Below are 13,667 nucleotides of genomic sequence, written 5' to 3'. Positions count from 1 at the left end.
TTTTATTAAATATCCTACTTACGTAGAATACCCAAAAATTTGTGCTTTCTATATATTTAATATATTTTCTTTTCTCAATATGTCAATGAACTTGTGGCGCGTCGCCACTGACAATAATGCCAGTTTTAACGTATAGCCGTTGTGGAGAATATCGGAGTCGAACCGATGACCTCTTGCGTGCAAGGCAAGCGCTCTAGCCAGCTGAGCTAATCCCCCAATTTTAAATCCAGAATTATGAATTCAGAATTATGAATTGTGAATCCCAACTTCTAGAATTTCCTTATAAGTTAAAAAAGTAGTCCCGGGCAGACTCGAACTGCCGACCCCTACATTATCAGTGTAGTACTCTAACCAGCTGAGCTACGAGACTCTGTTTTTACTTATATTGTATTATTTGAACTAACAGCGAGAGTAATTCTTAATCTAATCAAGAACCTATACTTTATCTTTCTCTAGAAAGGAGGTGTTCCAGCCGCACCTTCCGGTACGGCTACCTTGTTACGACTTAGCCCTAGTTACCAGTTTTACCCTAGGCAGCTCCTTACGGTCACCGACTTCAGGTACCCCCAGCTTCCATGGCTTGACGGGCGGTGTGTACAAGGCCCGGGAACGTATTCACCGGATCATGGCTGATATCCGATTACTAGCGATTCCAGCTTCACGAAGTCGAGTTGCAGACTTCGATCCGAACTGAGAACGGTTTTGAAGATTCGCATCTGGTCACCCAGTAGCTGCTCTCTGTACCGTCCATTGTAGCACGTGTGTGGCCCAAGGCGTAAGGGCCGTGATGATTTGACGTCATCCCCACCTTCCTCACAGTTTACACTGGCAGTCTCGTTAGAGTTCCCGACATGACTCGCTGGCAACTAACGACAGGGGTTGCGCTCGTTATAGGACTTAACCTGACACCTCACGGCACGAGCTGACGACAACCATGCAGCACCTTGAAAAACGTCCGAAGAAAAATCTGTTTCCAAATCTGTCGTTTCCCATTTAAGCCTTGGTAAGGTTCCTCGCGTATCATCGAATTAAACCACATGCTCCACCGCTTGTGCGGGCCCCCGTCAATTCCTTTGAGTTTCAAACTTGCGTTCGTACTCCCCAGGTGGGATACTTATCACTTTCGCTTAGCCACTCAGATTGCTCCGAACAGCTAGTATCCATCGTTTACGGCGTGGACTACCAGGGTATCTAATCCTGTTCGCTACCCACGCTTTCGTCCATCAGCGTCAATGTATTAGTAGTAACCTGCCTTCGCAATTGGTATTCCATGTAATATCTAAGCATTTCACCGCTACACTACATATTCTAGTTACTTCCTAATAATTCAAGCCCTACAGTATCAATGGCAGTTTCCTAGTTGAGCTAGGAGATTTCACCACTGACTTATAAGGCCGCCTACGGACCCTTTAAACCCAATGATTCCGGATAACGCTTGGATCCTCCGTATTACCGCGGCTGCTGGCACGGAGTTAGCCGATCCTTATTCTTACAGTACCGTCAAGCCTCTACACGTAGAGGTGTTTCTTCCTGTATAAAAGCAGTTTACAATCCATAGGACCGTCTTCCTGCACGCGGCATGGCTGGATCAGGCTTGCGCCCATTGTCCAATATTCCTCACTGCTGCCTCCCGTAGGAGTCTGGTCCGTGTCTCAGTACCAGTGTGGGGGATCTCCCTCTCAGGACCCCTACCCATCATAGTCTTGGTAAGCCGTTACCTTACCAACTAACTAATGGGACGCATGCTCATCTTGTACCGTTGGAACTTTAATTATCAAATGATGCCACTCAATAATACTATGAGGTATTAATCCAAATTTCTCTGGGCTATCCCTCTGTACAAGGTAGATTGCATACGCGTTACGCACCCGTGCGCCGGTCTCATAAGTGCAAGCACTTACTACCCCTCGACTTGCATGTGTTAGGCCTGCCGCTAGCGTTCATCCTGAGCCAGGATCAAACTCTTCATCGTAGTGTTTTTAATATTGTACGATAAAGGCTAGGTTTATTTCTTAATCTCTTAAGTCTTACTCTCTTAATTTTTACAATCTAAATCCGAAGATCTAAATCGTGCTGTCAATCCAATATGTCTATGAACGTGTCATTCTTTTTAATGTCGCTTGTTTCTCAAAGCGGGTGCAAAAGTACAACTTCTTTTTAATCTCGCAAGTGTTTTTGAAAAAAAATTAAAAATTTTTTACTCCTTTTTTACTCACTCAATAATTTTTAGAACGTTGCGCTAATTGCGGGCTGCAAAGGTAATTCGTTTTTTGATTCTGGCAAACTTTTTTGAAAAAAAATTTTTCCTTTTTTACCAGTCAATAACTTTACGTTATCTTTTCAATTTGTTAATGAACTTGCCTTGATTGCGGGTGCAAAAGTAGCACCTTTTTCTATTCCCACAAACCTTTTTTAATCTATTTTTTAATCTTTTTTTAAGTCAGTTGATTCTGAAGAACTTACACATGAAAGTTTTTTTTTATAATTTGTAGATTTGGATATTTGATGACCCTTTTTACCACAAATCAAAAGAGTAGCATGGATTAAAACTATCTACCTATATGAAAAAGTAATCATAGCAACCATTATAAAAAAATCCTTTTTGATTATTCAATGAAAAAATAAAGACAAAAGAAAGATAAAGCTATTAATTTTCTATTTTTAATTCTTCTAATTCTTCTTTTTTAAGTTTTGCTTTTTCGTTTTTTGTCCTCCAAGTAGCTGCTAATTTCTTTAAATCGATATTTTTTGCTGAAGATTGTGGTGCAAGATGCCTTTCTTTAAAAGCTGTTACTAATATAGACTCTATATAAAAGTCTTCTGGAACATCAAAAGGACTGTATTCTGTTTTTAAATTAATATTAAAAAGTTTTGCTGTATTACTTGACCAAAATGCTTTCCAACCACTTTTGTAATCTTTAATTAAATCAAAAGTAGTTGAACCTGTTTGCCTATTAATTAATTTGACTAAAATCTGTCCGTCCTTTCGAGACAACTTTTTAAGTTTTGGTTCAAATTCTTCTTGTAAATAGTTTTCAACTAGCTTAAAGTATTTCTTTTTTTCTTTATTGGTTTTAAGCATAGCCATTGTTTCATTAATCTGCATTAATTTTTCAGCTGTTAATTTTGCATATGGATATACCTTATATATACGTCTTTTTAAAATTAGTATTTTTTTCTGCTCCTCACTCATAACAGAAGCTCCATTTTTTGTAACAATAATTTCTTTAAGTTCAATTGAATACAAAACTGCTGAATCTTGAGCAGTTACATTTAAAGTGTCTTTAACTTGTCCTTTTATTGTTAATGAAAAAAGCAATACTATATATAAGGGGAAGTTTTTCATTGAATTTGTTAATTAGATTAATTATAACTCAAAATTACTTAATTATTATATAAGTATAAATGCATTTTCATAATTTAGCAAAAATTTAAACTATTATGAGTTCAAAAACTATACTGAAAAAAGATTCTTTAACTTTTTTAGAGAAATATTTAAACAATGCTTCACCGACCGGCTATGAATCTGAAGGTCAAAAATTATGGATGGATTATTTAAAACCATATGTTGATACTTTTATTACAGACACATATGGAACTGCTGTAGGAATAATTAATCCTGACGCACCGTTCAAAGTAGTTATTGAAGGGCATGCAGATGAAATTGCTTGGTATGTAAATTATATTTCTGATGATGGCTTTATTTATGTTATTAGAAATGGAGGAAGTGACCATATGATTGCCCCTTCAAAAAGAGTTCATATACATACAAAAAAAGGGGTTGTAAAAGGAGTTTTTGGTTGGCCAGCCATTCATACAAGGAATAAATCAAAAGAAGAACCTGCAAGAATTGACAACATCTTTATTGATTGCGGTTGTGATACTAAAGAAGAAGTTGAAAAAATGGGAATTCATGTAGGTTGTGTTATCACTTATCCTGATACTTTTGAAGTTTTAAACGAAAATAAATTCATTTGTCGCGCAATTGACAACAGAATGGGGGGATTTATGATTGCAGAAGTCGCTCGTTTATTAAAAGAGAACAAAAAGAAGTTACCTTTTGGTTTATACATAGTAAACTCTGTACAAGAAGAAATTGGTTTAAGAGGAGCAGAAATGATTACTCAAACAATAAAACCAAACGTTGCAATAGTAACTGATGTTTGTCATGACACTTCTACTCCAATGATTGAAAAGAAGATTGAAGGTGATTTAAAAATGGGGCGCGGGCCAGTTATTGCTTATGCACCTGCTACTCAAAATAAATTACGTGAAATGATTGTAGACACTGCAGAAGCAAATAAAATTCCGTTTCAACGCAATGCTTCTTCAAGAGCAACTGGTACCGATACTGATGCTTTTGCCTACAGTAATGGAGGTGTTGCCTCTGCATTAATTTCATTACCACTTCGTTATATGCACACGACTGTTGAAATGGTTCATAGAGAAGATGTGGAAAATGTAATTAAACTTATTTATGAATCTTTGTTGAAAATTGAAAATAACGAAACTTTTTCATACTTTAAATAATGAATAGAGCAGCCTTATTACTATCCTTTCTTTTTTTTCTTAATAGTTATTCTAACGAATTAATTAAAAAAGAATTTAAATCTTTAAAGGATGGTAATAAGGTTTCTTTTTTTAGAGACTTAAATAACGAGCAAAAAGAAGAAGAAATTCTTTTTTTTTATACAGAATTTCAAAAATTACTAAATAAACATGAAGCTAATAATGAATTAAAAAAGCAATTTTTATTTACTCTTGGCTTAATTAATCAAGTTCAAAATCAGCATTTAGAAGCCATATCAAAGTTCAATGAATTAATTAAAAATAGTAATTATAAACTTCTCGCTAGAGAAAGAATGGATATTTATGTAGGAATGCAAGAATCTTACTTAAAACTTAATCTATATTCTAAAGTTTTTGATGTCAATAAAAAAATAAACTCTCTAATTGCAAAAGGAATAGATTATCCATTATGGAGTTATAATATTCAAAGTAGGCTCTACTTACAACTTGAACAATATGATAAAGCTATTTCACAATTAAAAAGTGAGATTAAATTACTTTATTCTAACACAAAAAGAGATTCATTAATTATTCCTTCTGCTTACAACGATTTAGGCTATTATTATTATTTAAAAAAAGACTATAAAAATGCATTGTATTATTATGATCAATCACTTCAAATTGCAACAGTAAGCCTAAAAAAAATTGATACTTTAAATTACAATAACCTGGTTTTTAATATAAATAATAATATTACAAACATAAAGTTAAAACAAAATAAGTTTGATGAAGTAATCTCATATTATGTAACCAATAAAAACAATACATTAGAAACTAAACTGTTTTTAGCTGAAGCTTATTTAGGTAAAAAGGATTTTTTAAAATCTTTTAAAATTCTTAATGAACTAAAATCATTTGATTTTTCAAACGCGTTTATTTTAAAGACAAGATATCTTCATTTACTTACTCAATATTATGACGATATAGGTGATTTTAAAAACTCTTATAAATACATCAATCAAATAAAACGAATTAACGATTCATTAGCCTCTCTGGATAAAAAGAAACTTTTACAAAGCAACGAGCTAAACTATTTTATAGAAGAAAAAGAAAAAGAAGTTCTTAAAAAAGATCAAGTTATTAAACAGAATGAAAAAACTATATTAATAATTGTAATTGTTAGTTTGTTAATTATACTAATTATAGGTGCCTACATTATTAAATATAATCGAAAAAAAAGAATTGAAATTGAATTAATGAATCAATCAATTTCTAAAAAAAACGCTACAATTGAAGCTTCTTTAAAAGAAAAAGAAATGCTTTTACAGGAGATTCATCACAGAGTTAAAAACAATCTTCAAATAATTTCTGGGATACTTAGTTTACAAAACAGCAATATAACTGACGAGAAATCAAAATTATTATTAGCTGAAAGTCAAGATAGAATTCAGGCTATAGCTTTACTACATAAAACAATGTACCAAAATGGCAACTTTAATGTTGTAGATTTTCAAACTTACATTAACGAACTAATTACTTATATTAAACAAACTAATAAAAACCTTAATAAGAATATTGTTGTAAAGCAACATATTGAAGGTCTAAATTTTTCAATAGAAACAGCTATTCCATTAAGTATGTTGATAAATGAAATAGTTACTAATTGTTATAAACATGCTTTCATTAATTTAGATAGTGGTGAAATTCTTATTTCAATTCAAAAACACATTTCAGAAAAGTACATTTTAAGCATTAAAGACAATGGAATTGGTTTACCTAAAAATTACAATGAAATCCACACAAACAGCATAGGATTTGATTTAATAAAAGGCCTAAGCGAACAAATTGGTGGAAAATTAACAATTCATATTAACAAAGGAACAGAAATCATCATAGAATTTAAAGACACTCAATAATGAATACCCCATTAAAAATAATAGTTGTTGAAGACGAGTTTATTACTCAAAAAACAATATGTAATTATTTAACTGAAATTGGTTATGAAGTTGTTGGAAAAGTAATGAATGCTGAAGATGCATTAAAATTATTAGAAACTAAAAATGTAGATTTTGCAATTTTAGACATCAACATTAAAGGAGATAAAAATGGCATTTGGTTGGCAAATTATATTATAAATAATTATACAATTCCACATTTGTTTTTAACTGCCTATTCAGACTCTGAAACTATAAATAAAGCATTAAAAACAGAACCTTTAGGATATCTTGTAAAGCCTTTTCAAAAACATGATTTATTCACAGCAATTGAAATTGCAATATTAAATTATTCTAAAAATAATACAAATAAAAAAGATACTTTGCTTATAAAACACAATGAAGTCTATCAAAAGATTGATATCCAAGATATTCTATTCATTGAAAGTGATAAAAATTATCTAATCATAAATCATCTTAATGATACGTATCGCTACCGTTCAACGATAAGTGATTTTGAAAAAGAATTACCCTCAAATTTTATTAAAACCCACAAAGGTTTTATTGTAAATATTAAAAAAATAAAAGGTTTTACAACTACTCAAATATTTATTGAAGATTATATTATACCTATTTCTAAAACCTTTAAAAACCAGGTCTTAGAAAAAATTCAATCTTAAGAAATTATTTCTTCCCAAAAACAATAGCTTATTTCCCTATAATTTTAATAGGTATTTTTTTTGAAGGATTTTTGTTTTAGAAATCTAACTACAAAAATTATGAAAAAAATACTACTTGCTTTTCTTTTTCCGCTTTTTATGCAGGCTCAAGTTGGAATAAATACTACGACTCCAGATGCCAGTTCAATGCTGGATATTTCAGCAACAAATAAAGGCTTGTTAATCCCAAGAGTTTCAATTCCTAATTTAAATGCAGCTGCTCCTGTTACAACTCCAGCAACAAGTTTATTGGTTTATAACACTAACACGACTACAGGAATTGGTTTCTATTATTGGGATGGGACAAAATGGACACCTTTTACTGGAGGAACAAGTCATTGGACTAAAGTTGGAAACAACATATACAATAATAATTCTGCAAATGTTGGAGTAGGCACTACTACTCCAACTACAAAATTTCATGTTGAAAATATTGGTGCACCTGGTTCACTATTGAATCAAACATTTGAAACAAATACTATTTCGCCATTAACTACAGGAGGAAGTGCAAATTGGGCAACTCAAACATCTGTAAAACAAGCAGGAACATATGCCGCAAAATCAGGAACAATTGGAGATAGTCAAAGTACTCAGATGTCACATACTGTTGTAGTTCCTGCAGGTGGAGCAACATTAAGTTTTTTTTACAATGTGAGTAGTGAAAGTGGATTTGATTATTTACGATTTTATATTGATGGTGTCCAACAAAACCAATGGTCAGGAACTATTGGATGGACACAGCAAACTTATCTTTTAGCAGCAGGTTCAAGAACATTACGATGGGAATATAGTAAAGATTCTTCAGCAAGTTCTGGTTCTGATTCAGCATATATTGACAATATAACAATTACAACTACTGCTCCAGCTGCAATGCGTATCGTAGATGGTAATCAATCACTAGGTAAAGTTTTAACCTCAGACGCAAATGGAAATGCATCATGGCAGTCTATTACAAATAGTAGCATATCAGACATACCACTTATGGCATCATTAAATGGATTAAGAATTCCTATATGTAACTCTGTTAGTGTTGGTACAACTGGAAGTTTTTCAATTACTGTAAAAGGAGTTCCAACTACAGTAAACTGGGAAGTTTTAGCTAAACAACAAAAAAGTGGTTCCACAAATGTTTCTGGACAACAAGTAGCTAACGCTGAAGTCTTAGCAGAAAGACTTCAAGTTCGTTATGATTTTACTCCACAACTGCCTTTTAACCCAAATGGGTTTATTTTTAGCGCAAATAATAGTAGCGGGTTTTCTGACGTATTTGCTTTAAATTATGCTAACAAATCTCAATCTTCCGTAACAATTAATATTGCTAGAGTTGAAAGATTTGCAGAACAATCTGGAGCCAACTGTTGGACAGGTCAATTTTACTTTGACGCATTCATAACTAATTAGTTTTGATTTTTGACTTTCGTTTTTATTAACATATATTTGAAAGTAATTTGTTATTTGAAGGAAAAAGCCGAGCATAGCTCGGCTTTTCTGATTTTATTTGTAAAATTATTTAACAATAATTTTTCTAGTAGTTTTACTAACATCATTTGAAATTTCAATTAAATACATCCCAGATTGAAGTTCTATTGGAATTTTAATTTCATTTTCAAAAGAAACTTCTTTTACTTTTTGACCCGTAATTGTATAAAATTCGGCTTTAGCATTACCTTGTATTCCAGATAAAATTACATAATCAGATGTTGGGTTTGGATAAACCAAAACAGATTCTTCAAAGACATTTTGATTTGATAAAGTATTACATGGATAAGTTTGACCAATCCCTGCTCCAAAAATTATATCAACAAGACAAGGGTTATCTATAAAAGGATTCCTATTATTCTGCCATGTATAAATATAATTATTTCTATTCATTTCAAAATCATCTGGTGGGTCTTGTTGGTGCCATAATAACAACGTCGCTAAATCTCCAATATTTCCAGAAGAAGTGGTCCCATCTGTTAAATACTCACTTGGGCTACCATTAACAACATTTAAACCATTAAATCGAACAGCCATATAAAACAAAGCTCTTGCTACATCGCCTTTCCAAGAACCCAATGTACCAGTAGGTCCATTATAATCAGTTGCAGATGCTATGTCATTAAAGTTCTTATTATTACGAGATGAGTTCTCTTGACCATTTGCAACACGTATATGATGTGCATCTGACACTCCATCTACAACAGTTGCAGCACTAGTATTTGTTGTATAAACAGTAATACCGTCAGCAGTATCTCCTAGTGCAGTTTCGAAACCACCTCTAGATTGCGCAAAAATATGCTCACGATTCCATTTTCCTACAATACTACTTGAGACTTGTTGGTCTAATTTAGCCATAGGCTCTTCTCTATATAAAGCCCAAACTTGATTATTGTTCTCAGGATTACGATCTGCAGTACTTAAAATTTCCCAAATATCAGCATAACTTTGCAATCTAACTACACCAAGTTCAGCTATAATATCTTGTAACGCTTGTTTTAATGTACTACCAGACAATCCATCTAGCGAATCATAATATCCTGCAGGAGCAGTACTCGAAACTAAACCGTAACTGGGTGTTGTAGGTTTTCCAAAGTTTTGAAAACCAAAATCATTATCATAAATTCTTACAATTATATTATCGTTGTTAATAACATATTCTGAAGGAACTGTTTGTAAATCAATTAACATTTCTTCATCACCTTCATCACTACTGTCATCAGCAATAACAATTAAAGCTTGAGCTGTTGATTGCCCAACAGGTATAACTGCAGTTAAATCGGTAGCTGAAGTATAATCACTAACCATAAAATTACCGTTAACAATTGAAAAGTTAATTACTAAATTTGAACCTGTTACAGGTTGACTTGTAGAGAATGACACATAAAAACTCTCTCCTTCTGTATAAGAAGCTTGAGGAACTGTAACAGATATATAATTTAAAACAATTCCTGAACCATCATTATTTGCTCCCGGAGTTGGAATTTTCGATTCCCAAGTACCATCATTTTTACGTTGAGAAGATCGTGGATGAGTCGTTGTTTCATTTGTAAACTTTGTCCCTGGAATGCCTAAAGCCGCCATTAAAGTTGTTGGCTGTGTTGAGCTATTAGAATATGCAACGGCATCTATTAAATTTGAGGTAGTTGCCAGTGTATTTGTTGGAAAATCAGAATCATTTCCCAAATAAATCGCAATAACATCAGGACCATTTTGTATTGTACTATTGGTGAATATAGCTGCCGATGAAGGAGGTGGAGAAACTAGCGAATTCCCAAAATGAATTATTCCATTAACATCAGTTGTAAATCCATCTAAATCAATAGCAAAATAACTTAAATTATTGGTTTCATTAAAGAAAACTAAAACATAACCATCTAATGAAAAGTTTGCTGCAGTAGATTTTAATTCAACAAATTCCATTGTATCAAAACCTGAATTATCTGAATCAATTTCATTTATAAAAACTTGAGAAAATGAAATATTGAATAAAAGTAAAGATAATATTGTAAGTAATTTTTGGAGCATATTTTTTTATTTTAATCAAATATAATTAAAACTTACTGAAAATTTTATTAAATAGTATATTTTACACAAAATGTTACAAAATATTTAGTGTTATTTAAAATTTAACTTACAATTATGAATAGATTCACGCAACTTTTTCATAAAATTGTACTCTAAAATAAAAAGCCTCTTTTGAAATTAAATAAGCTCTATAAATACTTGTTTTTGCTATTGCCATCAATATTTATGGCACAACATTCTAGCGACCTCAAAATAAGAGTGAATACTACAGAAAAGACGATAGATGTTCAACAAAATATTTATTTTACTAATACCTCAAGAGACACACTTTATTCAATAATTTTAAACGATTGGAACAATTCCTTCTCATCAAAAAAATCTGCATTAGCTAAGAGATTCTCAGATGAGTTTATTCGATCATTTCATCTAGCATCTGAAGACGACAGAGGGTTTACAAAAATAAAGAACATACTAGATAACAATTTTCAATCTTTGAATTGGAAAAGAGATGAGAGTCAAGTTGATATACTAGAAATTGAACTAGAAAATCCAATACTACCAAACACTACTCAAAAAATTAATTTACTTTACACTTTAAAATTACCAAACGAAAAATTTTCAAGGTATGGGTTTTATGATGATGGAAAATTATATCTAAAAAATACGTTTTTATTTCCTGCAACTTATGAAAATGGTAAATTTATTAAAAACAGTAACGTAAACTTAGACGACATATTTAATGCCCCTTGTATTATTAAAGCATTAGTTGAAATCCCCCTAAATTATTCATTAGCATCTAATCTCTCAACGATTCAAAATGAAGAGAATGAATCATTTTTAAAATTTGAATTGAGTGGAAACAATAAAAAAGAATTTATTTTAATAATTAGTCCCACTCAAGAATTTACTACATACAAAAACGAACATATAGAAGTATCATCAAGTATAAATAAAACTAGGATTGATGAAATAAAAAAAACACTAATAATTGATAAAATAACAAGATTTGTTCATGATAAAATAGGACCTACTAATTCTTCTAAAATTCTTGTTTCTCAAGAAGATTATAACAAACAACCATTTTATGGATTAAGTCAATTACCTGATTTTATAAGTCCTTTTCCCGATGAAACGTTATTCGAACTAATGTTTCTTAAAACATACATAAATGCATATTTAAATGAAAACTTAAATTTAAATCATAGAAAAGAAAATTGGATTTATGATGGCATTCAAATGTTTTTAATGATCCAATACATAGAAGAAAATAATCCAGAACTAAAAATGATGGGAAGCTTGTCAAGATTTAAACTTTTAAAATCTTACAACCTTATTAATCTAGACTTTAACCAACAGTACAATTATATGTACATGTTAATGGCCCGAAAAAATTTAGATCAACCCTTAATCGAAAAAAAGGATAGACTTATAAAATTTAACGAACAAATATCAAGTAAATATAAAGCTGGTTTAACATTTAAATATTTAGATAGTTATTTAGAAAATGATATAGTTATTAAATCCTTAAAAGAATTTGTTGCTTTAAATAAAGATTTAAAAACAAGTAAATATGATTTAGAATACATTTTAAAAAATAATTCATTTAAAGAAATAGATTGGTTTTTTGACGAACTCATTAATTCAAGAGAATTAATAGACTTTAAATTCGGAAAAGTTTCCAAAACCAACAAAACGATTACAGTAAAAATTATCAATAAAGCAAAAACAAATGTACCAATATCATTTTATCAATTAAAAAACGATAGTATCGTAGGTAAAGTTTGGTTGGAGAATATTAAAACTGACTCTACCTTTACGTTTGAAAGAAAAGGTGCCGACAAATTAACTTTAAACTATTTTAATGAAGTTCCCGAATATAATCTAAGAAATAATTGGAAATCTTTAAAAGGTTTCTTTTATAATAATAGACCCATAAAATTTAATTTTTACAAAGATTTAGAAGAACCTTATTACAATCAAATATTTTATGTTCCTGAATTTGAATTCAACATATATGATGGTCTAGCATTTGGAATGAGGTTAAATAATAAATCAATGTTAAACAAACCTTTTACGTTTAGCATTACACCTTTTTATTCACCTAAAACAGGTTCTTTGGTCGGAAAATTCAACTTTATGGTTGAGCAAAATATTAGAGACCTAGGCAAACTGTATAGAATACGTTATATTTTATCAGGTAGTCAATTTCATTATGCTGAAAATTCAGCATATACAAATTTAAGTCCAACAGTATTGTTGCTTTTCAGAGACAAAGATTTTAGAACAAATAAAACAGAATTTGTACAACTAAAACAATTGTACATTAATAGAGAAAAAACGGATTTTTTATTAGATAATAATACTGAAAACTATAATGTATTTAATTTTAAATATGGTAACTTTCAATCAGAAGCAACAAAACATTACAGTTTAACGACCGATCTTCAAGTTGCAAATTCTTTTGGAAAAATAGCTACCGAAATACATTATCGAAAATTATTTAATAACAATAGGAGATTAAGTCTACGATTTTATGCTGGGACATTTTTATACAGAAGTACAACATCAGATTTTTTTAGTTTTGCATTAGATAGACCAACAGATTACATGTTTGAGCAACAGTATTTAGGAAGAAGTGAAACCACAGGTATTTTTAGTCAACAGTATGTCTATGCTGAAGGTGGTTTTAAATCAAAATTGGATACTCGTTATGCTAATCAATGGCTAACTACTTTCAATGCTTCTTTTAATATTTGGAATTGGATACAAGTATATGGAGATGCAGGTTTATTAAAAAACAATTTTGCCCCAACAAAATTCGTATATGATTCTGGTCTTCACCTTAATTTAGTTCCTGATTATTTCGAATTATTCTTACCTGTTTATTCATCAAATGGGTACGAATTAAATAAAAATAATTATAGTGAAAAAGTACGTTTTGTTGTTACCTTAACACCAAAAACATTAGTTTCCTTATTCACAAGACGCTGGTTTTAAA

The 13,667-nt window shown here is 31.0% G+C and carries 7 protein-coding genes, 2 tRNA genes and 1 rRNA gene; 5 read left to right on the top strand and 5 right to left on the bottom strand.

The genetic code is table 11. The annotated features are described in order from the left end of the window. Window positions 1–142 precede the first annotated feature (142 nt). The 4 genes from ACQ65T_RS08040 to ACQ65T_RS08025 form a co-directional block, all read right to left on the bottom strand. Window positions 143–216 (bottom strand) — tRNA-Ala (locus ACQ65T_RS08040). 80 nt (window positions 217–296) lie between these two features. Next, window positions 297–370: transfer RNA gene (locus ACQ65T_RS08035), tRNA-Ile, on the bottom strand. Window positions 371–456: 86 nt separating this feature from the next. Then, window positions 457–1,972: ribosomal RNA gene (locus ACQ65T_RS08030) — 16S ribosomal RNA — on the bottom strand. Between the two features lie 675 nt (window positions 1,973–2,647). Next, window positions 2,648–3,346: a DUF4294 domain-containing protein gene (locus ACQ65T_RS08025; protein ID WP_430400566.1), complete on the bottom strand. Its 699-nt coding sequence runs from the start codon at window positions 3,344–3,346 to the stop codon at window positions 2,648–2,650. A 95-nt stretch (window positions 3,347–3,441) separates the two neighbouring features. Here ACQ65T_RS08025 and ACQ65T_RS08020 point away from each other — a divergent pair, with 95 nt between their 5' ends. The 4 genes from ACQ65T_RS08020 (at window position 3,442) to ACQ65T_RS08005 (ending at window position 8,563) form a co-directional block, all read left to right on the top strand. Then, window positions 3,442–4,530 carry a M42 family metallopeptidase gene (locus ACQ65T_RS08020; protein ID WP_430400565.1) on the top strand — a complete coding sequence of 363 codons (1,089 nt, stop codon included), beginning with the start codon at window positions 3,442–3,444 and terminating at the stop codon, window positions 4,528–4,530. Then, window positions 4,530–6,425, top strand: a complete 1,896-nt coding sequence (locus tag ACQ65T_RS08015; protein ID WP_430400564.1) for a tetratricopeptide repeat-containing sensor histidine kinase — start codon at window positions 4,530–4,532, stop codon at window positions 6,423–6,425. Before ACQ65T_RS08020 ends, ACQ65T_RS08015 begins: the two co-directional genes overlap by 1 nt. Continuing rightward, entirely contained in the window at window positions 6,425–7,123 is a 699-nt protein-coding gene (locus ACQ65T_RS08010; protein WP_430400563.1) for a LytR/AlgR family response regulator transcription factor, read from the top strand. The genes ACQ65T_RS08015 and ACQ65T_RS08010 overlap by 1 nt, the downstream gene beginning before the upstream one ends. A gap of 99 nt (window positions 7,124–7,222) precedes the next feature. Continuing rightward, window positions 7,223–8,563, top strand: coding sequence for a hypothetical protein (locus tag ACQ65T_RS08005; RefSeq protein WP_430400562.1), 1,341 nt, complete (start codon window positions 7,223–7,225; stop codon window positions 8,561–8,563). Window positions 8,564–8,668: 105 nt separating this feature from the next. Here ACQ65T_RS08005 and ACQ65T_RS08000 read toward each other — a convergent pair whose 3' ends face one another. Beyond that, entirely contained in the window at window positions 8,669–10,669 is a 2,001-nt protein-coding gene (locus ACQ65T_RS08000; protein ID WP_430400561.1) for an endonuclease, read from the bottom strand. 258 nt (window positions 10,670–10,927) lie between these two features. Between ACQ65T_RS08000 and ACQ65T_RS07995 the strand changes: the two genes are divergently transcribed. Beyond that, on the top strand, window positions 10,928–13,666 hold the full coding sequence (locus tag ACQ65T_RS07995) for an aminopeptidase (RefSeq protein WP_430400560.1): 2,739 nt from the start codon (window positions 10,928–10,930) through the stop codon (window positions 13,664–13,666). Window position 13,667: the final 1 nt, after the last annotated feature.

The sequence above is a fragment of the Flavobacterium sp. genome (assembly GCF_965284515.1).
Taxonomy (GTDB): Bacteria; Bacteroidota; Bacteroidia; order Flavobacteriales; family Flavobacteriaceae; genus Flavobacterium.
This window is presented reverse-complemented; position numbering and strand designations above follow the sequence as displayed.

Bases quoted from the DNA above. Each gene is read 5' to 3' on its own strand.
- ACQ65T_RS08005 (WP_430400562.1), top strand. From the start codon at position 7,223: ATGAAAAAAATACTACTTGCTTTTCTTTTTCCGCTTTTTATGCAGGCT.
- ACQ65T_RS08015 (WP_430400564.1), top strand. From the start codon at position 4,530: ATGAATAGAGCAGCCTTATTACTATCCTTTCTTTTTTTTCTTAATAGT.
- ACQ65T_RS08000 (WP_430400561.1), bottom strand. From the start codon at position 10,669: ATGCTCCAAAAATTACTTACAATATTATCTTTACTTTTATTCAATATT.
- ACQ65T_RS08020 (WP_430400565.1), top strand. From the start codon at position 3,442: ATGAGTTCAAAAACTATACTGAAAAAAGATTCTTTAACTTTTTTAGAG.
- ACQ65T_RS08025 (WP_430400566.1), bottom strand. From the start codon at position 3,346: ATGAAAAACTTCCCCTTATATATAGTATTGCTTTTTTCATTAACAATA.
- ACQ65T_RS08010 (WP_430400563.1), top strand. From the start codon at position 6,425: ATGAATACCCCATTAAAAATAATAGTTGTTGAAGACGAGTTTATTACT.